Consider the following 19,678-nt stretch of genomic DNA (forward strand, 5'->3'; position numbering starts at 1 on the left):
GTCCCATTACCGTGAAGACGTGTCCGCTCCCCCGCTCGCCGTCGGCGTCGTTCTTGCCGCCGGTATCGGATCGCGGGTCGGGGCCGACGGCAACAAGGCCTACCTGCAATTGGCCGGCCGCAGCATGGTGGCGTGGTCGGTCGCGGCGGTGGCTGCCAGCCCCGAGGTCGCCCGCACCGTCCTGGTGTTCCGGCGCGGCGAACGCGACCAGGTCGTGCAACTCATGGCCGACGAACTCCCCGGCACCACAATCGAATTCGTCGAGGGCGGCGATTCCCGGCACGGCTCCGAACACAACGTACTGAGCTACCTGGCCGCGGACATCGATGCCGGGACGGTCGACGTGGTGCTGATCCACGACGCCGCCCGCCCACTCGCCGGTGCCGACTTGATGGACACGGCCGTCACCACCGCGCGGACGCGGGGCGGCGCCATTCCGGTGCTGCCGTCAGGTGACGTGCTGCGGATGACGGCTGACGGCCTCAGCGCCATCGACCAATCTCTGGTCCGGGTGCAGACGCCGCAGGCGTTCCAGGCCGCGCCGCTGTGGCGGGCCTACCAGGACGCGGCCGCCGCCGGTTTCGAAGGCACCGACACCTCGTCATGCGTGGAGCGCTTCACCGATATCGAGGTACACGCGATCGCCGGGTCGGCCCAGAATTTCAAAGTGACGTTCGCGCACGACGTGCAGGTGGCCGAGCGGCTGCTCAGCCGGCGGTGACGATCGCTTCCAGCAGTCGCCGGTCCTGCGCGAGGTCGACGGCGAATGCGTTCGGGTCCCCGTCGACGGTACCGACCCGCAGTCCGGCGGAGGTCAGCGCGGCGAGGTCATCGGTCCGTGGGAGTCTGGCCAGGGCCGTTGCCGAGAACGCCCGCGGGTACTGCGCGGTGACGAGCTCCGACCGGTCCACGTTGCCGAGCACAATATCTTGCGCCGCAACGCTTTTCACGCTGTCGGTCATCGGCAGGACCGGCAGTACGACGTCGTGGTCCGCCAGCCCCGCCGCTACGCGGACCGCCAGATCAGCGGGTGCCAACGGATACCGCACGTCGTGCAGCAGAACTCCGTCCCCGACGCCGAGTGGCCACTTATCGCATGCATTTTCGCCAATTTCGTGCCATAACTGGCCATTCAGCGCGGTGATGACACGCACGTCGCTGAGGTCGTGCGCCGCAAGGCATTCGGTGGCGGCTTCCGCCAACCTGTCAGCGGCCACCACCCTCACCGGCGCCACGTCGCGCACCGCCCGTACTGCCCGGACCAGGGCCGGTTCACCGGCGATCGGCGCGGTGAAGTCGGCCGGCGCCAAGCCGGCCGGCACGATGACGATCGCCGACACACTCACCGCCACACCCTAACTCCGTTGGGCGGCAGCCCTCGCCTGTCCGACGAAGTGAGCCGGCGTGCGACGACGTCGAGCAGGAAGCCCAGCGCGCCGATCACCACGATCACCGCCACCACCTGGTCATAGGCCAGCTGGTCGCGGGCGTTGAGCACCTGATAGCCCAGACCCGAACGCACACCCAGCATTTCCGCCGGGACCAACACCACCCAGGCAATGCCCAGCGCCACGCGGATGCCCGTCTGCAACTGTCCCCGGATCGCCGGCAGCACCACGGCCGTCACCAGTTCCCACCGCGTGGCGTGGAACGACCGCGCCACATCCAAATAGCCCGAGTCGACGGCGCGCACACCGGCCACGGTGTTGATCAGCACCGGCCACACGGCCGCCACCGCAATCAGGAAGATCACCGGCTCGTTGCCGATACCGAACACCGCCACAGCGATCGGGGCCCACGACAGCGGCGAGATCATTCGGACGAACTGGACGATCGGCGCCGTGGCTCGCTCGGCCGTGGCGCTGAGCCCGAGCAGCAATCCGGCCGGAATCCCGATGACCACCGCCACCGCCAGCCCGATCACCAACCGCCACAGGCTGATCCCGATGTCCGGCAGCAGGACACCTCGGGAGAACAGGTCAACGATCGCGGGCGCGACGCGCTGTGGCGCGGCCTGGCGCAGCAGCGAGTGCGGGGCGCTCAACACGGTGGTCGCCAGCCACCAGAGACCGATCGCGAGGGCGACGGCAGCAACCGGCGGAGTCCAACGGCGTACCGCCGCCGGTGGATCGATCACCACGCGGACGGGTGTTGTGGTCATAACAGCTCCAATTGCTCGGCTCGGGTGTAATCACTGAGGCCGAATGCGGCCGGACCGCCATGAGCCTGAATGGAATTGCGGACGAAGGTGTCATCGACAAGGTCGTCGTGCACGGTGGCGAGGTCCAGCCGCTCCAGGAAGCTCCGGTCGCCATCGACGACGGTGCTGTGCATGGCCGCGACAAGTGCCGTGGTGAAGCTCGGGAACGGGAACGGCTGAAAGCCGAGCCGCTGCGGCTGCCACTCCGGGTGATGCAGCGGGTAGGGCGCCGTGGGATAGGTCATCGCCAGCGCGACCGCCGGCACCGGCTGGGGCAGATAGCGACCACCGCCGAGTTTCGCGGCCGCTGACTTCCGGTCGTTCGACAGTACGAGTTGTGCTGCCACCACCGCGTCCGTGAGCCGCTGAACGGCCGCCGGACGGCTGCGGATCACGTCGTCCCGGGTCACCAGGGCGCAGCACGCATGGTCGCGCCAGACATCACCGAGGAAGGTGTGGATGCGCCCGATCTTCTTGGTCTGCGCCATCGCGTTGAACGGGTCAGCTACCACGTAGCCGCCGATGGTGCCGGTGGCCAATGCCGGCACCATGTCCGACGGACTCATGACAACGAGCTCCACGGTGCGCTCGGACCGTGACGCCGAACGACGAATCACTGGTTGCAATCCGTTGGCCCGCAACATCTTCTGCAGGACGATGTTGTGGATGGACCACCAGAACGGAATCGCTACCTGCGCTCCCGCCAGGTCCGACAATTCGCGGATGCGTGGGGCGACGGTGAGTGCCGAGCCGTTGGTGTGGTTCCAGCCGAGTACCCGGACCCCACCACCGAGCGCGTACCGCAACTGCACCGCCATCGGCATCAGCAGATGCACGACGTCGAGCTGCCGGTTCAGGAACGCTTCGCCCAGGGCCGCCCAACTCCGGAACAGCACGGGCTTGCCCACACCGGCCGGATACAGACCCGCGGAGTGCGCCATCAACAACGGCGCGGCGTCGGTGATCGGCAGATAACCCACCCGCAGCGGCCCGGCCGCCGCGGAATCCGTTGTGGCACTGTGCGCCAGGTCGGCCAGGCCGAAGGCCCCGCCGGCAGCCGCGACCGCCGCTACTAGCGCTCGCCGCCGCGAGATCAGCAGGCTCATGCCACCCACAGTTCGGAAACCCGGTAATGGCTGAGGATTTCGTCACGCAGCCCCGATCGGTCCGCTTCACCCAGGTGCCATTGGCGACGGATGCGTCCGCCGTCCGCCAGCAGGACGACGCGCTGAGCAAGGCCCAGCGCCTCCTCGACGTCATGGGTGACCAGCAGCACCGTGACACCCAACTCGGTTGTGAGCGTGGTCAACCACTGCTGCAAGTCGGCACGTGTCGCCGGGTCCAGTGCGCTGAACGGTTCATCGAGCAGGAGCAACTGAGGCCGGGTCGCCACCGCGCGCAGGATGGCCACACGTTGGGCCTGCCCGCCGGAGAGCTGGTCGGGATAGCGGTCGGCGAGCTCGTCGACGCCGAAGCGCCGCATCAGTTCGGCGGCATAGTCCGCGTCGAATCCATTGCGCCGGCGTGCGAATCGTCGCGCGTAGGAGACGTTGCCCAACACCGTCAGCCATGGCATCAGCAGCGCGTCCTGGAAAACCACCCCGATGTGCGGCTGCTCGCTGCTGGCAGGCCAGCTGACGGTTCCCGAGCTCAGCGATTCCAGGCCGGCCAGTACGCGTAGCAGCGTCGATTTCCCGCTGCCGCTGCGCCCCAGCACGGCGACGAACTCCCCCGCTTCGACGGCCAGATCGATGCCGTCGAGCACCACGCTGTCACCGAATCTCTTGCTGCCCGCTGTTATTCGTACTGCTTCAGTTCCCACCTCAGTTGTCCTTCCGATGGTGATTGCACGGGCAGAAAAGCTGCTTCGCGGAACCGGCGATTGGCCGCCGTCCCGGCGCGATAGCCCTGTCCACCAGCTAGGGCCGATTCCAGACGGGTCGCCGCCACCGCAACGTTGGCGGCGTCCAGCCGGAGCCGGATCACGTCGGCCAGTTCGACTTCTCCTGGTGCCGAAGCGAATTCGTAGAGGCGGCGACGGTTGCGTTGGGCTTGCGCCGTCAGATCGGCGAGGTCACCGTCGAACTGGGCGGCCAGCCCATCGGTCGCTCGACCTGCCGCAGTCAGCGCCGCACCAGTGACGCCGACGCAGAATGCGGTCTGCAGCAGCAGGAACGTCGGCTTGATCCCGCGGACGAACCCGGTGAGGTCGGCGCTGATGATGCGGTCCGCGTTCACCTCGACCTCTTCCAGACGCAGCGACGTCGACCCGGTGCTACCCAAGGCCATCAGCGCGGGCGCCGGATCGACCACCACGCCGACCGCGCTCACGTCGACCGCCACGACGTAGAGGCGGCCGGTGACCGTCCGCGCCGGCAGGACGATCAACGCGTCGTCAAAGACGTTGGACGCCCATCGGATTGGTCCACTGAGCCGCAGTCCACGACGCGTCTCCCCGGCGAAGATCGGAAGCTGCCCGAGGCCCGCCACGTGCTTGAGCCCAGCTGCCATGGCGGTCACGCCCGGGCGGTGTGCGGCGAGCAACGCCTCCGACAGGTCCGGCCGGTCGGCGAGGTAGTGAATCGCCATCTGATGCGCCCAAGCCGAGAATCCGGCGGCGAGGCTCACCGCCGATACCTGCTCGATCACCCGTACGGTGTCGGGCAGGTCCCGCAGCCCGAACAATCCGGCAGCGCCGAGGGCACGCAGATCGTCACGGACGTCGGCGCGCCCCGCGTCCAGGTCACCGGCCCGGGCGTCCACCCCGGTCGTGACATGCGCCAACCTGGTCGCGACGTCGTCGGACACCAGAGTCGTCATTGCCCACCACTTTCCAGTCCGTACAACCGATCGATCGGGGTCTGCACGGCCACGCGCGCCCGCCGAACCGCGTCCTCGTCCGGCGCGTCGTAGAAACACAGGCACTTGTCCATGTCGACCCGCACGTAGGTGCGCAGGAAGCTGACCTCGGGCACCTCCGCGTATTTCGGCGCATTCGCCTTCTTGCGGCTCAGGTAGCTCTCCATGTCCAGGTCGGCGGGCAGGTCCCACTCGACCAGGTATCCGGCTGTCGGGCGGACGGCTTTCAGCTGGTCCAGTTCCGCGCCGACCAGTCGCACTTCGTGTGGACCGGTGAGTTCTGTGGCCCCAGCCGCAGCCGCGTCGATCGACAGCGGGCCATCAGTGAGTTCAGCCACCACGAACAGCCGGTGCTGTCCGGTCACCTGAGCCTCGATGAGTTCGCCGCCGGCCCGGTGCACTTCCGCGTCGAACGTCTTGATGGCCTGATCGACGTCGGTCCGGCCGGGCAGTCCGGCGATTTCATAGAGGTACAGAGTCACGGTGTCTTCCTGTTCGTCGGTGGCGATGACATCACGACGCTCGCACGAACAGACCGGTCTGTCTATCAACGATCCTCGGCTATGGTGCAGATATGAGCGCGACTCGCACCCACCGCCCGGACCGGCCGGCGCCCCGCACCGACCTCGCCGGGCCGGCTCAGCGACTCCTCACCACCGCATCGAATCTCTTTGCCGCACAGGGCATTCGTGCTGTCGGCATCGACACGATCCTGCGCGAGGCGGGGGTGGCCAAGGCCAGCCTGTACAGCTCGTACGGGTCGAAGGACGCGTTGGTCATCGCGTACCTGAATGAATTGGATCAGGCTGATCGCAAGCGCTGGAATACGAAGACATCCGGGCTCGAGGACCCGGTGGAGAAGCTGCTGGCGTTCTTCGACCTCGCGGCCGCCGCGGCACGCAAACGCCAGTTCCGCGGCTGTCTCTACGCCAATGCGGCCACCGAGTTCCCGGGCGACACCCTCGACCCGGTACGGGCGCACCGGCTATGGATGCGCGAGCAGCTGAGCGCACTCCTGCGGGACGCCGCAGTGCCGAATGCCGCCGCGATCGCTCAGCGCATTCAGCTCATCTACGACGGCGCCCTGACCGCGTCCAAGCTCGACCGGTCGACCGCCCCGATCACCCTGGCCCGCCAGATGACCGCCGAGCTGATCGATTCCTACTTGCCCACTGTCGCAGGCTGAATCCCGATGGCCGCCAACCGCCGCTCGGACGCCTCCGGGCGGACGAACTTCGGCCACCAGAACCACCGGCCCAGCATCGCCGCGATGGCCGGAGTCATGAACGACCGGACGATCAGGGTGTCGAACAGCAGGCCCAGCGCGATGGTGGTACCGACCTGCGCCATGACCTTCAGGTCGCTGAAGGCGAACGACGCCATGGTGGCCGCGAACACCAGACCGGCTGAGGTGACCACCGATCCGGTGCCCGCCATCGAGCGGATGATGCCCGTCTTCAGGCCGCCCGACAGTTCTTCCTTGAACCGCGATACCAGCAGCAGGTTGTAGTCGGAGCCCACCGCCAGCAGCAGGATGACCGACATGGGCAGCACCATCCAGTGCAGCTCGAGCCCGATCAGGTGCTGCCACAACAGAACTGACATGCCGAACGACGCGCCCAGCGACAGCAGTACGGTACCGACGATCACGCCGGCGGCCACCATGCTGCGGGTGATGAGCAGCATGATGATGAAAATCAGTGACACCGCGGCGATTCCGGCGATCATCAGGTCGTACTGCGCGCCGTCGTGCATGTCCTTGTAGGTGGCCGCCGTGCCGGCCAGATAGATCTTGGAGCCTTCCAGCGGCGTGCCCTTGATGGCTTCCTTGGCGGCCTGCTTGATCGGGTCGACGTGGGCGATGCCTTCGGGCGTGGCCGGGTCGCCTTCATGCTGAATGATGAAGCGCACCGACTTGCCGTCCGGCGAGATGAAGTTCTTCATGCCGCGCTTGAAGTCCTTGTTGTCGAAGGCTTCCGGTGGCAGGTAGAAGGAATCGTCGTTCAGCGAGACGTCGAACGCCTCGCCCATCGCCGCCGCGTTGTCCGACGACGCCGCACGCTGATCCACCTGACCCTTCTGGGTCTGGTACATGGACAGCATGTACTGCTTCATGTTCTTCATGACCTCGATCTGAGGCGGCATCACCGTCACCATCTCGGCCGTCAGCTTGTCCATCTTCATCAGATCTGGCACCAGCGTCTGGATGTCGTCGGTCATGACGTCGATGCCGTCGAGGGTGTCGAACAGCGCCCGCGTCGACCAGCACATCGGAATGTCGTAGCAGTGCGGTTCCCAGTACAGGTAGTTACGGATCGGCCGCAGGAAATCGTCGAAATCGGAGATGTGGTCCCGCAAGTCGGCGACATCGAGCGCCATGTTGGCGGTCTTCATCGACATGTCGTGCGTGGTGGCAGCCATCTGCGTGGTGATGGACTGCATCTTGGTCATCGTGTCGATGCTGACCTGCATGTCGTTGGCCTGCTGCAGCATGTTGGCCATCGAATCCAACTGGTACTTCTCCGTCATCTTCGAGGTGACGGCCTGCATGCCCATGATGAACGGAATCGTCGTGTGCTTGATGGGTTTTCCGTCTGGGCGGGTGATCGTCTGCACCCGCGCGACACCCTGGGTGTGCACGATGGCCTTGGCGATCTTGTTGATCACCAGGAAGTCGGCTGAGTTCCGCAGATCGTGATCGCTCTGCACCATCAGCAGCTCAGGGTTCATCCGAGCGGCGCTGAAATGCCGTTCGGCGGCGGCATATCCGACGTTGGCGCTCAGCTCCGCGGGCACGTAGCGGCGGGCGTCGTAGTTCGTCTTATAGCCCGGCAGCGTCACCAGGCCGACGAGGGCAAGCGCCAGAGTTCCAACGAGGACAGGGCCGGGCCAACGCACCACGAGGACGCCGATGCGACGCCAGCCTCGGGATTTGATGGCCCGCTTCGGTTCGAAGCGCCCGAACCGGCTGCCGATCTTGATGACGGCGGGACCGAGCGTCAGCGCCGCGATGACGGCAACGAGCGTGCCGATCGCGCAAGGCACACCCAGGGTCTGGAAATACGGCAGCCGCGTGAAACTCAGGCAGAGCATGGCGCCGGCGATCGTCAGACCCGATCCCAGGACCACATGCGCCGTCCCACGGAACATGGTGTCGTAGGCGGTCTGACGCTCCTCCTTGTCACCGCGCGCCTCTTGGTAGCGGCCGATCGCGAAGATGGCGTAGTCCGTGCCGGCCGCGATCACCATCAGCGTCAGCAGGTTCACCGCGAACGTCGACAGGCCGATGATGTTCTCGTTGGCCAGGAACGCGACGACACCGCGGGCGGCGCCCAGTTCGAGGAAGACCATCAGCAGGATGAGGATCATCGTCACGATGGACCGGTAGACGAGCAGGAGCATCACGGCGATCACCAGCAGGGTGATGGCGGTGACCTTGGCGATGCTCTTGTCGCCGGCGTGGTGCTGGTCGGATATCAGCGGGCCGCCGCCGGTGACGAAGACATGGAGGCCGGTAGGCGGCTTCGAGTCGGCGACGATCTGCCGGACCGACGCGACGGAGTCGTTGGACTTCGTCTCCCCCTGATTGCCGTGCAGGTAGATCTGGACGTACGCGGCCTTGCCGTCGGCGCTCTGTGAGCCGACGGCGGTCAGCGGATCACTCCAGAAGTCCGCGACGTGCTCAACGTGCGCGGTGTCAGCGGTCAGTTTGGCGACAAGGCCGTCGTAATAGTGGTGCGCCTCGGCGCCGAGAGGTTGTTCGCCCTCCAGAACCACCATGGCGTTGCTGTCGGAGTCGAATTCCTGGAAGTTGGCGCCGATCTGCTTCATCGCGATCATCGCCGGGCCGTCTTTGGCGCTGAGCCCGACGGTGTGCTCCTCGCCGACCTTCTCCAGCGGCGGGACCAGTGTGTTGGTGGCGACGTTGAGGACGAACCAGCCGATCACGATGGGTACCGCGAGCACCCAGATCAGGTGACCGATCCTGGATCGCTCGGTGTTGGTGGCACTCACTCGGGGCACCCTTCCATCAGGCCCGGCAGGTCCATGGAAATGGAGCGCGGCGGCGTTACACAATCACTGTCGGGCGAAATATACCTAGCTCACCAAACTTTTATCCATAGCGGATACACAAAATGTGCCTCGACCTCCCACGAAATGGGACAAATCGGGGTCTTTTGCCGCGATTTCGACCGTAGCGTTGACGGGATGGAAAATTCTCGTCGGCGGTCGCTTAGCTCCGCTAGGCATTCCCAAACCGTCGCTGGTGCGTTACAAACGACAGACGGGTGCGTGAGTGCCGCGGTGGCCTGAACTGAAGGAGTCCGGATGGCTTGGGATTTCGAAACCGATCCGGAGTTCCAGGAGCTCCTGGACTGGGCCGATGCCTTCGTGCGCGACGAGGTCGAGCCGCTCGACCTGATCTGGCCGCACCTGCAGTACACCGCGCTCGACGAGACCCGTCGCCGGGTCGTCGACCCGCTCAAGGAGCAGGTGCGCCGAAAAGGCCTGTGGGCCACCCACCTTGGTCCCGAACTCGGCGGGCAGGGTTTCGGACAGCTGAAACTGGCACTGCTGAACGAGATTCTGGGGCGCAGTCAGTGGGCACCGATCATCTTCGGCTGTCAGGCCCCGGACACCGGCAATGCCGAGATCATCGCGCACTACGGCACCCCCGAGCAGAAGGAGCAGTACCTTCGGCCGCTGCTGGGCGGCGAGGTCTTCTCCTGTTATTCGATGACCGAGCCACAGGGCGGTGCGGACCCCACACAGTTCACCACCTCCGCGGTCCGCGACGGCGACGACTGGGTGATCAACGGCTACAAGTTCTTCTCCTCCAACGCGTCGACGTCCACGTTCCTGATCGTCATGGTGGTGACCAACCCCGACGTCAGCCCGTACCAGGGCATGTCGATGTTCCTCGTCCCGACCCACACACCGGGCGTCAACATCATCCGCAACTCGACGATCTACGGAGAATCGGACGGCCACGGCTCGCACGCCCTGATCCACTACGACAATGTGCGCGTGCCGAATTCGGCCGTGCTCGGCGGCGAGGGCCAGGCGTTCGTCATCGCCCAGACGCGCCTCGGCGGCGGCCGCATCCACCATGCGATGCGCACCATCGGGCTGTCTCAGAAGGCGTTGGACATGATGTGCGAGCGGGCGCTGTCGCGGCACACCGCCGGCAGTCTGCTGGCCGACAAGCAAGCGGTACAGGGCTTCATCGCCGACTCCTGGGCTCAGCTGCAGCAGTTCCGGCTGTTCGTGCTGCACACCGCCTGGAAGATCGACAAGTACAACGACTACAAGAAGGTCCGCAAGGACATCGCCGCGGTCAAGGTCGTCATGCCGACGGTGCTGCACGATATCGCCTGGCGCGCAATGCAGGTGCACGGCGCCCTCGGCGTGACCAATGAGGTGCCGTTCCTGGGCATGGTCGCCGGCGCCGCGGTGATGGGGCTGGCCGACGGACCGACCGAGGTACACAAGGTCACGGTGGCCAAGCAGGTGCTGCGGGACTACACCGGCACCGACGAACTGTGGCCCACCGAGTGGCTGCCGGGTAAACGCGAAGCGGCACAGGCGAAGTACGCCGAGTACCTGGAGTTGGAGGTGGGGAACCTGTAGCTGCTGCCCAAATCGCTACTGCGTCATCAGCTTGACTACGCTTCGCATCACGGTCCTGCTGGCGGTATGGCGAACCTGCTCGATCAGCGACGGTGCCGGCGGTGCCGCCGCGGCACCCAGCCGCGGGAAGAGGGCCAGCGCATTGGTGCGGTCGATCGTGCGCCGCCCGGCATCGTCCAGTTCCCCGTACGTTTCCAGCCCGGCCGCGAACAGCTGACTGACCTCTACGGGCGCGAATGGGAAATCCGAACCGAAGGTGATGTGACCGGGCTTGGCGAAGGCCAGCAGTGATGGCAGCGCGGCCGCCGTGGACGACAGCGCGGTATCGAAGTAGAACCCCGCGAAGTCGTCGAGGTGGTCGGCAGGGCTGCCGCCGACATCACTGGCGATACCCATGGCCATCCGGTAGGACGCATACGGGACGAAGCCACCGGCATGGCTCAGGATGAATTTGATGTTCGGATAGCGGCGTCGAATACCGTTGCGCACCAGCAGGTATGCCGCCCGGCTGGTGTCGAGCAGGAAGTCGGCGGCGAAGGGCAGCACTCCGTCGACCGTGGGTCCCGGCAGCTCGGCGGGGTGGATGAACACCACCGCCGACCGCGCGTCGAGCTCCGCGAACAACGCGTCTTGGCCCGTCGCACCGACATAGGTCCCGACGCTGTTGGCGAGCAGGAACACCCCGTCCGCACCTAATTCGTCGAGTGCTCGCACCGATTCAGCGACGGAGGCGTCCAGGTGCGGCATCGGCAGCGTGGCGAAGAACCCGAACCGGTCCGGTTGGGCGGCAACGAGTTCTGCGCTGTAGTCGTTGAGGTCTCGGGCCAGTGCCGCCGCGTCAGCCGCGGCCGGGAACATCGTTGTGCCAGGCGCGGAGACCGACAGGATGGCGGTCGCGACGCCGAGTTTCGCCATCGCGTCCAAGGATGCCTCCGGGCTCCAGGCCGGCATCGCTCGCCCACCGGCGTCGGCGATGCCCGCCTGGTCCAACACTTTTCGGTATTCCGGCGGGACCATGTGGTGGTGGGTGTCAATGCGGTTCATGATGCTTCCTTCGGTTGATCAGTCGGGGATGCCCGCGCCCGCCAACGCGGGGACGGTGTCTTCGCGGTGCAGCAATGACCGGGCCGCGGCCGTGAACTGCCCTAGCTTGTCGACACTGGTCTGCATCTCGTGGCCCCAGATGCTGATGCCCTGGTGTGTCGTTGGCTTCCACGTCGATTCGTCGATTATCAGCGGGTTCCAGCCGACCTCCCATTCGAAACCCGATGGTGTCACGGCGTAGTACGACAGCTCGCGGTCGTTGGTGTGCTGACCGATGCCCAGGGCCATGTCGAACCCCAGTGCCCGCACGCGTTGGTAGCTGTCCGTCAGATCGTCGAGTTCGGCGACCTGAATGTTGAGGTGCTGCACGCGGGTCCGAATCGGATTGACCGGCAGCCGATTGACCGCAGCGATGGCCACCGAGTGGTGACGCCGGTTGACCCGGAGGAACCGGATCTTGACCTTCACCCCGCTCATTGTCTCGTCGATGAAGTCGCTCAGCCGGGCATCGAGCAACGTGTTGTAGTACCCGCGCACCTGCTGCGGCTTGGTGCTGGTGACGGCGACGTGACCCAGTCCGAATTCGCCGGTGACAAAACCTTTTCCGGCGACGGTCAGGTGGCCGTCGACGTGTGCCCGGGTGTACAGCTCCTGCGCGAGCCCGTTGGGGCCGGGTATCCGTACCAGTCGCTCGACGCCACGCAGCGCGGCCTCCTCGTCGGTGCCGACGGTGACGGGCACGCCGCACCGGTGCACGCGGCGGAGGATCTCGTCGAAGGTCTCGTGGTCATCGACCTGCCAGCCCAAGGTGGTGACGTCCTCGGCCGGGCCGCGCCGCAGCAGGAATCGGCATTGCTGTTCGTCGAGCCGGAATCGCATGGCGTCGGTGTCGAGGTCATCAAGGTGCATGCCGATCGCGTCGCGGCCGAACCGTCGCCAGTCGGCGAACCTCTCTGTCTCCACCGCCAGATAGCCGAGCGAGACGTGACCGAAGACACTCATGGCCGGAATACCGTTTTGTCCGAGAGGAATTCGTCGACCAGTTGGTTGAACAGTTCGGCGCGTTCCCACTGCATCCAATGCCCGGTGCGACTGGTCATCACGAGTTCGGCGTTGGGCATGATGTTCTGCAACATGGGACCGCCGGAGGGCCGGTTGACCTTGTCATCGCGCCCCCACAAGATCAGCGTCGGCGTCTGCAGCGATGCCAGCCGCGAGTCGCGGGTCAGGTCCATGCGCCACAGCGTCCGGAGTGCGAACGGTCCCGACGGTCGGCTCAGCGGCGGTTCAGCCACCACCTCGGGATCGATGGATGCGTCGTACCGCAGGTCGATCAGTTCGTCCGGCACCGAATCACCTTCGTAGACCAGGTAATTGCGAATGAACTCGGCCAACTTCTCTCGGCTGGGGCCGGTGCCGCCGTAGTACGCCAGCAAGCTGTTCAGGCCGGCGGTCGGCAGGCCGCGCGTGGTTCCGATGCCGCCGGGCCCCATCAAGACGAGCTTGCCGACCCGGCCAGGGGTGTCCAGCGCCAACCGCAGTGCCGCGGCTCCGCCGTACGAGTTGCCGATCAGATGTGCTGTGCTGATGCTCAATTCGTCGAGCAATCCTCGCATCGCGTCGGCCAGGCAGCCGAACGGATCGGACTTGTCGATACCCTTGGAGGAGCGTCCGTATCCAGGCATGTCGGGCACGAGGACGCGGTAGCGCGCGGCGAGCGCGGCGATGTTGCGGGAGTAGTTGGTGACGCCGGAGGCGCCGGGGCCGCCGCCGTGCAGCAGCATCACCGCGGGGCCCGAACCGGCCTCGGCGACAAAGATCTTCCGATTGCCGACGGTGACGGTGTGTTCGGTGAGGGTGGTGGTCATGCGTGCGCTCCTGTCAGGGTGGTGAGGTTCAGTCCGACCGGCGGGGCCGGTATCGGTTGGCCGGATGTGGTTGCGGCATAGATGAATCCGTCGGGCCGCAGCACGACGGCGTCGGCCTTGCGGTCACCCAACCACCGCACGAGGCTCGGTTCGGTGACCCGCACGCTGGGCACACCCGCGTCAGCCCAGGCCGCAGCCCCGACCGGCGCCGCGCCGGAGTAGAGCAGCGCCCAGCACCCGTCGAGCAGGTCGTCGAGGGGCACGCCGTCCACCGCCGGCTGCGGAATCTGCCAGCCCACGGCGGGATGCTTCGCCGCGAAGAAGCCGTCGTCGTAGTGCGCGCCAGGAATCCACCAGAACTTCTGACCCGCGGCGTTGGCGCCGGGAATCCTGGTCACCGCGCGCACCACGTGATTGCGGATCGCGGCGAGCCAGGGCCGCCGTTCGGTGATCACCCGGCCGACCAGCACCGCACGTCGGGTGACCTCGGTGACGTGTGGTTTGCGTTCTGCGGCATACGAATCCAGTAGTGAATCGGGAGCCTGCCCCCGCAGGACTGCGGCGAGTTTCCAGCAGAGGTTGGCGGCATCGCGCACGCCGGCGGACATGCCCTGGCCGATCCACGGCGGCATGGCGTGTGCGGCATCACCGGCCAGGAACACCCGGCCGACGCGCCAGCGGTCCGCCACCCGCACATGATGGCTGTACACGACGGCGCGTAGGACCTCGACATGCTCGGGCGTGACGCCTTGCTCCCGCAACACCTTCCACACCGCCGCATCGCTGACGAGGTCTTTCTCGTCCTCCCCCGCCCGGGCCGGATACTCCCACCGGTGATGCCCCAGCGGGGTCGGACAGTCGACAGTCGGTCGTTCTGGATTGCAGTGAAACCGCAAGCGGTCGTGGGCATCCCATTCCTTGAGCACCTTGGTGTCGATGACGACCCAACGCTCGCCGTAGGTGCGTCCGCTGTATCCGATACCGAGTACACCGCGCGTCGCCGACGATCCGCCGTCCGAGGCGATGACGTAGCGGGCCGTCACCCGCTTGAAGGTATCGGTACGCAGATCGGCGAGCAGCAGCTCGACGTCGTCGCTCCGGTTGGTCACCCGCAGGCATTCGTGTTCCAGCAGCACCTCGACGTTGACGAAACGCGCGACGCCCTCGCGGAGCACCGAGTCGACCGCCGGTTGGTACAGGAACTGTTGCGGCGGATGCCCGCAGCCGCGTCCGTAGATCACGGTTTCGATGAACGGGCGCCCATCGGCGTCGACGAACGCGACCGGGCGGTCCGGCAACATGTCGCGCTGGAGTCGTTCGGACAGTCCGACCGACTGCCAGACGCGCAGCACTTCCTCGTCGGTCGAGATGGCGCGCGCCCGGCTGTAGATGTCCGGGTCACGCTCGATCACCAGCACCTTCAAACCCAGTTGCCCCAGCAGGTTGGCCGCAGTGGCACCCGTCGGGCCATATCCGATCACGGCCACGTCGTACGTGCTTTCACTACTCATGGATGCCTCCGCTTGTTCTGTAGTGATCGCTACGGTAATGTAGTGATCGCTACAGAGTCAATAGTGGGGAGTGAAAGTGACCGAAGCACCCAAGGCTCGCCGCAAGCGCGCCGACGGCGAACAGTCCCGCGAGCGAATCCTGGACGCCGCCAACGAGATTGCCTCCGAACGCGGTTACGAGGGCACGAGCATCGCTCTGGTCAGCAAGAAGTGCGGGCTCCCCGCCAGCTCCATCTACTGGCACTTCAAGGACAAGGACGATCTGCTGGCCGCAGTCATCGATCGCAGCTTCGAGACCTGGCTGCGCGTCTGGGAGCTCCCCTTCGACGGCCAGCCGCGCGAACGCGTAATCGGCCTGGCCACGCAGCTCGCGAAAGGTCTGCTCGACCATCCGGACTTCCTGCGCCTCGGGCTGATGCTCGCACTGGAGCGCCGGCCGGTGGAACCGCGAGCCCGTGCACAGTTCCTTCAAGCGCGAACGCAGGCCTCCGCGTCACTCACGGAAGCACTCGGCGAGCTGGCCCCTGGCCTCACCGACGCCCAAGTCCGGCTGCTGGTGAACTACTCGATTGCCGGCGCCGACGGCCTGTTTGTCGCCAAGGAACTCGGCGGCGACTCGGTCGACCTGCTCGAGCTGTTCGAGATGCACGCCAATGCCATCTATGACACGGCGCTCCGAATGCTCGCCGAGAACGCGCAATGACCGAGACCCTCGGGGCCGCCGTGCCCATCGTTGCCGCCGTCGCGCGATCGGGGTGCGTGACCTATGCCGAGATCGTGTCGTCGATCCCCACGGGGTCCGCAGGACCGGATATCCGCGCCGGCATCGACGATCTCATCGAAACCACCTGTGCTGCAATGCAGATCGCGGGCGCCCGTCAGGCGAAGGTCATCTCTCTACTCAGCCCAGCTCCGGCAGCGCGGAACACCGTCTATTGCCTGGTCGACGGCGACGTCGACCGCGATGCCATTGAACGCGACGTTCATAGCGCGGTCGATCGCGTCAGCGCCGAGGTTCCTGGCTTCCGACTCAAGCAGGCCGTGCAGTTCGAGCGCATCGGCCCGATACACATCCCAGAAATCGGCGCATTCGCGGGCACCAAGGTGACCGCACTCGTCGAGGTCGCCAGCGAAAGCGCCGGAGTCCCAACATGATCTACATCAGCGACGTCACCCTGCGCGACGGCATGCACGCCGTGCGCCACCAGTACAGCATCGCGCAGGCCGTCGAGATCGCCACCGCGCTCGACGCCGCGGGTGTCGCCTCCATCGAGGTCGCGCACGGAGATGGACTGGGCGGATCCAGTTGCGTGTACGGCTTCGGTGCGCACACCGACCTGGAGTGGATCTCTGCCGTCGCCTCCGCGGTGTCCCGCGCGCGTATCGCCACGCTGATCCTGCCCGGCATCGGCACGGTGCGGCAGCTGCGCGACGCCCATCGCGCCGGCGTGACCGTCGTCCGCGTCGGCACCCACTGCACCGAGGCCGACGTCTCCGCGCGCCATCTCGCTGCTGCCCGCGAACTGGGGATGGACGCCGTCGGGTTCCTGATGATGAGCCACCTCACCACGCCGGCGGCGCTCGCCGGGCAGGCGAAGTTGATGGAGTGCTACGGCGCGACGTGCGTCTACGTCGTCGACTCCGGTGGGGCCATGACGATGCGGGATGTCGCCGACCGTGTCGACGCGCTACGCCAAACCCTGGCCCCCGCAACAGAAATCGGTATCCACGCCCACCACAACCTGTCGTTGGGTGTCGCGAACTCGATAGCCGCAGTCGAACACGGTGCGACCCGCGTCGACGCGTCGCTGGCCGGGATGGGTGCCGGCGCCGGCAACGCACCGTTGGAGGTTTTCATCGCCGCGGCCACCAAGCTGGGCTGGGAGCACGGCTGCGATCTGCATGCGTTGCAGGACGCCGCCGACGATCTGGTCCGGCCGCTGCAGGAACGCCCCGTCCGCGTCGACCGGGAAACCCTGACACTCGGCTACGCAGGTGTGTACTCGAGCTTCCTGCGGCACGCCGAGATCACCGCCGGGCGTTTCGATGTCGATGCCCGGATGCTGTTGGAGGAAGCGGGGCGGCGCGGGCTCGTCGGTGGCCAGGAGGACATGCTGGTCGACATCGCGCTGGACCTCACACGCGCCGAAACCGGCTAGGCGACCAGCTCCACCAGCGTCGCGTTCGCGGTACCGCCACCCTCGCACATGGTCTGCAGGCCGTAGCGAATACCGTTGTCCCGCATGTGATTGATCATGCGCGTCATCAGCACCGCGCCGGACGCGCCGAGCGGGTGCCCCAGCGCGATCGCGCCACCCAGCGGATTCAGCGCTGCTTCCGATGCGCCGGTCTCCGCCAGCCAGGCCAGCGGTACCGGGGCGAACGCCTCGTTCACCTCGAACGCCCCGATCTCGTCGATGCGTACGCCCGTCTTGCGCAGCACCTTCTGCGTGGCCGGGATCGGGCCGGTCAGCATCAGCACCGGGTCGGCGCCCGTCACCGCGCCGCCGACGTACCGCACCAGCGGGGTGAGGTCGAGCTGCAACGCGTTCTCCAGCGTCATCACCAAAAGCGCTGCCGCACCGTCGGAAATCTGCGACGAGTTGCCGGCGTGGATCACGCCGTCCTCCTGGAAAGCCGGTTTGAGTCCGCCGAGCTTCTCGACGGTCGTCCCCCGCCGGATGCCCTCGTCCTCGTGCACCACACCACCGTCGTCGGTGAACACCGGAACGATCTGCGTGACGAACGCGCCCGAATCCTGTGCGGCCGCGGCGAGTTCATGCGACCGCGCGGAGTATTCGTCCAGCCGCGCCCGCGACAGTCCCCATCTCTTCGCGATCATCTCGGCCGAGATGCCCTGATTGAAATTGAAACCGTCATACCGGGCAAGCGCTTTCGGCCCGTACGGCTCCCCCGTCTGGCGGGCCGCGCCGAGCGGCACCCGGCTCATCACCTCGACGCCACCGGCCACCACGATGTCCTGCTGCCCCGACATCACCGCCTGTACCGCGAAATCCAGTGCCTGCTGGGATGATCCGCAGGCCCGGTTGACCGTCGTCCCCGGAATCGACTCGGGCCAGCCGGCCGCCAGCACCGACCAGCGGGCAATATTGCTGGACTGGTCGCCGACCTGCGAGACGCAGCCCCAGACGACGTCGTCGACGAGATCCGGTGCCACCCCGGATCGTTCCATCAGTTCATTGAGCACCACCGCGGACAGGTCGGCGGCATGCTGGCCGGCCAATCCTCCGTTGCGCTTGCCGACGGCGGTCCGCACGGCCTCCACAATGACGACTTCACGCATGGTCGCTCCCTGCTCCGTAGACATCTCCGATGGCACCGTCGGCTCGTAGGCCGGCAATATCTTCAGCGCTGTAACCCAATTCGCCGAGTATCACATCTGTGTGCTCGCCTAGCCCTGGAATTGCACCCATGTTCAGCTCGAGTCCGCTGATCACCGGTGGCGGCAACAAGGCCTCGATGGGGCCGCCCGGCGTGCTGACCTGACGCCACCGATCACGGGCCTGCAGGTGCGGATGCGCGATCACTTCACTGGGCCGGTTGTACCGCGAGTTGCCGATCCCGGCCTGGTCGGCGATCCGCTGAATATCCTCGAGATCGCGCTCTGCGCACCAGGATCCGATGGCTGAATGGAGCTCGTCGCGGTGCGCGCAGCGATCCGAGTTGCTTGCGAAGCGGGGATCCGCGGCGAGGTCGGGCCGGTCGATGATCTCCAGTGCCAGCCGCTGCCATTCCCTGTCATTCGTGGTGCCGAGCACCACGGTCTGACCATCCCGGGTTCCGAAGGCGCCATATGGCGCAACGGCCGGCGACGCCATGCCGAGCGGCTGCTGGTTCACGCCGGAATGCTGGGTGTAGGTCAGCGGGTATCCCATGATGTCGGTCATCGTGTCGAACAGGCTGACGGCGACCGACGGTGCCGGGCCGACCGACACCCCGCGGGCCCGGCCCAACAGCAACGCCATGATCGACAGTGCCGAGTAGAGGCCCGTGCTGATGTCGGCGACGGGCGGACCGGGTTTGGCCGGCATCTCCGGAAAGCCGGTGGCGGCGCACGATCCCGACTCCGCCTGCACCAGAAGGTCGTACGCGCGTTTCTGGGAAAGGGGACCACCCGGGCCGTAGCCGTCGATTTCGACGGGGATCACCTGCGGGTGCCGCTTGCCGAGTTCCTCGGGGGACAAACCCAATCGCGCGGTGGCGCCGGGCGCCAGGTTGGAGACGAACGCGTCAGCACCATCGAGCAATTGGTGCAGGACCGCAATGCCTCTGTCGGACTTGAGGTTCAGGGTGACCGACTGCTTGCCCCGGTTGGCCCAGACGAAATGTGCGGCCTGGCCCAGCACCACGTCGTCGTAGTCGCGGGCGAAATCGCCGCCCTGGGGATTCTCGACTTTGATCACCCGGGCGCCGAAGTCGGCCAGGACGCGCGTGCACATCGGCGCGGACACCGCCTGCTCCATCGCGACGACGGTGATCCCGGCCAGCGGCAGCGACGACGCTTCGGTCACACCCTCACATAACCATGCCGCCGCCGGCGGGCG

The 19,678-nt window shown here is 66.4% G+C and carries 19 protein-coding genes; 6 read left to right on the forward strand and 13 right to left on the reverse strand.

Features of this window, described 5'->3' with window-relative positions; genetic code table 11:
* Positions 1-19 precede the first annotated feature (19 nt).
* On the forward strand, positions 20-721 hold the full coding sequence (locus ACNO8X_RS23605) for an IspD/TarI family cytidylyltransferase (protein WP_418002958.1): 702 nt from the start codon (positions 20-22) through the stop codon (positions 719-721).
* Here ACNO8X_RS23605 and ACNO8X_RS23610 read toward each other — a convergent pair.
* From ACNO8X_RS23610 to ACNO8X_RS23635, 6 genes are read right to left on the reverse strand one after another with little or no spacing between them, the layout of a single operon-like run.
* Entirely contained in the window at positions 708-1,346 is a 639-nt protein-coding gene (locus tag ACNO8X_RS23610; RefSeq protein ID WP_418002959.1) for an IspD/TarI family cytidylyltransferase, read from the reverse strand. The genes ACNO8X_RS23605 and ACNO8X_RS23610 overlap by 14 nt on opposite strands.
* Entirely contained in the window at positions 1,343-2,161 is an 819-nt protein-coding gene (locus tag ACNO8X_RS23615; protein ID WP_418002960.1) for an ABC transporter permease, read from the reverse strand. Before ACNO8X_RS23615 ends, ACNO8X_RS23610 begins: the two co-directional genes overlap by 4 nt.
* The gene (locus ACNO8X_RS23620; RefSeq protein ID WP_418002961.1) at positions 2,158-3,306 is read right to left on the reverse strand and encodes an ABC transporter substrate-binding protein; all 1,149 of its coding nucleotides are present in this window, start codon (positions 3,304-3,306) and stop codon (positions 2,158-2,160) included. Before ACNO8X_RS23620 ends, ACNO8X_RS23615 begins: the two co-directional genes overlap by 4 nt.
* Positions 3,303-4,022, reverse strand: a complete 720-nt coding sequence (locus tag ACNO8X_RS23625) for an ABC transporter ATP-binding protein (protein ID WP_418002962.1) — start codon at positions 4,020-4,022, stop codon at positions 3,303-3,305. The genes ACNO8X_RS23620 and ACNO8X_RS23625 overlap by 4 nt, the downstream gene beginning before the upstream one ends.
* Entirely contained in the window at positions 3,998-5,020 is a 1,023-nt protein-coding gene (locus ACNO8X_RS23630) for an acyl-CoA dehydrogenase (protein ID WP_418002963.1), read from the reverse strand. Before ACNO8X_RS23630 ends, ACNO8X_RS23625 begins: the two co-directional genes overlap by 25 nt.
* Positions 5,017-5,541, reverse strand: a complete 525-nt coding sequence (locus ACNO8X_RS23635; RefSeq protein WP_418002964.1) for a DUF4242 domain-containing protein — start codon at positions 5,539-5,541, stop codon at positions 5,017-5,019. The genes ACNO8X_RS23630 and ACNO8X_RS23635 overlap by 4 nt, the downstream gene beginning before the upstream one ends.
* Before the next feature lie 92 nt (positions 5,542-5,633).
* Here ACNO8X_RS23635 and ACNO8X_RS23640 point away from each other — a divergent pair, with 92 nt between their 5' ends.
* A complete protein-coding gene (locus ACNO8X_RS23640; protein WP_418002965.1) occupies positions 5,634-6,245 on the forward strand; it encodes a TetR/AcrR family transcriptional regulator in 612 nt (203 codons plus the stop codon).
* Here ACNO8X_RS23640 and ACNO8X_RS23645 read toward each other — a convergent pair.
* On the reverse strand, positions 6,221-9,073 hold the full coding sequence (locus tag ACNO8X_RS23645) for an RND family transporter (protein WP_418002966.1): 2,853 nt from the start codon (positions 9,071-9,073) through the stop codon (positions 6,221-6,223). The genes ACNO8X_RS23640 and ACNO8X_RS23645 overlap by 25 nt on opposite strands.
* A 315-nt stretch (positions 9,074-9,388) precedes the next feature.
* On the opposite strand from ACNO8X_RS23645, the gene ACNO8X_RS23650 reads away from it, so the two are divergent.
* Complete coding sequence (locus tag ACNO8X_RS23650; protein ID WP_418002967.1) at positions 9,389-10,690, forward strand: acyl-CoA dehydrogenase family protein; 1,302 nt, start codon at positions 9,389-9,391, stop codon at positions 10,688-10,690.
* A 15-nt stretch (positions 10,691-10,705) separates the two neighbouring features.
* On the opposite strand, the gene ACNO8X_RS23655 is transcribed toward ACNO8X_RS23650, so the two are convergent.
* From ACNO8X_RS23655 to ACNO8X_RS23670, 4 genes are read right to left on the reverse strand one after another with little or no spacing between them, the layout of a single operon-like run.
* A complete protein-coding gene (locus ACNO8X_RS23655; protein ID WP_418002968.1) occupies positions 10,706-11,734 on the reverse strand; it encodes an amidohydrolase family protein in 1,029 nt (342 codons plus the stop codon).
* Between the two features lie 18 nt (positions 11,735-11,752).
* Entirely contained in the window at positions 11,753-12,736 is a 984-nt protein-coding gene (locus ACNO8X_RS23660; protein WP_418002969.1) for a VOC family protein, read from the reverse strand.
* Positions 12,733-13,602: an alpha/beta fold hydrolase gene (locus ACNO8X_RS23665; RefSeq protein ID WP_418002970.1), complete on the reverse strand. Its 870-nt coding sequence runs from the start codon at positions 13,600-13,602 to the stop codon at positions 12,733-12,735. Before ACNO8X_RS23665 ends, ACNO8X_RS23660 begins: the two co-directional genes overlap by 4 nt.
* A complete protein-coding gene (locus ACNO8X_RS23670) occupies positions 13,599-15,113 on the reverse strand; it encodes a bifunctional 3-(3-hydroxy-phenyl)propionate/3-hydroxycinnamic acid hydroxylase (protein ID WP_418002971.1) in 1,515 nt (504 codons plus the stop codon). The genes ACNO8X_RS23665 and ACNO8X_RS23670 overlap by 4 nt, the downstream gene beginning before the upstream one ends.
* A gap of 76 nt (positions 15,114-15,189) precedes the next feature.
* On the opposite strand from ACNO8X_RS23670, the gene ACNO8X_RS23675 reads away from it, so the two are divergent.
* From ACNO8X_RS23675 to dmpG, 3 genes are read left to right on the forward strand one after another with little or no spacing between them, the layout of a single operon-like run.
* The gene (locus ACNO8X_RS23675; RefSeq protein ID WP_418002972.1) at positions 15,190-15,816 is read left to right on the forward strand and encodes a TetR/AcrR family transcriptional regulator; all 627 of its coding nucleotides are present in this window, start codon (positions 15,190-15,192) and stop codon (positions 15,814-15,816) included.
* Complete coding sequence (locus ACNO8X_RS23680; RefSeq protein WP_418002973.1) at positions 15,813-16,268, forward strand: hypothetical protein; 456 nt, start codon at positions 15,813-15,815, stop codon at positions 16,266-16,268. Before ACNO8X_RS23675 ends, ACNO8X_RS23680 begins: the two co-directional genes overlap by 4 nt.
* Complete coding sequence (dmpG, locus tag ACNO8X_RS23685; RefSeq protein ID WP_418002974.1) at positions 16,265-17,272, forward strand: 4-hydroxy-2-oxovalerate aldolase; 1,008 nt, start codon at positions 16,265-16,267, stop codon at positions 17,270-17,272. Before ACNO8X_RS23680 ends, dmpG begins: the two co-directional genes overlap by 4 nt.
* Here the strand turns inward: dmpG and ACNO8X_RS23690 are convergent.
* Positions 17,269-18,417, reverse strand: a complete 1,149-nt coding sequence (locus tag ACNO8X_RS23690) for a thiolase family protein (RefSeq protein WP_418002975.1) — start codon at positions 18,415-18,417, stop codon at positions 17,269-17,271. The genes dmpG and ACNO8X_RS23690 overlap by 4 nt on opposite strands.
* The gene (locus tag ACNO8X_RS23695; RefSeq protein WP_418002976.1) at positions 18,410-19,645 is read right to left on the reverse strand and encodes a CaiB/BaiF CoA transferase family protein; all 1,236 of its coding nucleotides are present in this window, start codon (positions 19,643-19,645) and stop codon (positions 18,410-18,412) included. The genes ACNO8X_RS23690 and ACNO8X_RS23695 overlap by 8 nt, the downstream gene beginning before the upstream one ends.
* Between the last annotated feature and the right edge of the window lie 33 nt (positions 19,646-19,678).

Source organism: Mycobacterium sp. PDNC021 (assembly GCF_048282635.1).
GTDB lineage: Bacteria > Actinomycetota > Actinomycetes > Mycobacteriales > Mycobacteriaceae > Mycobacterium > Mycobacterium llatzerense.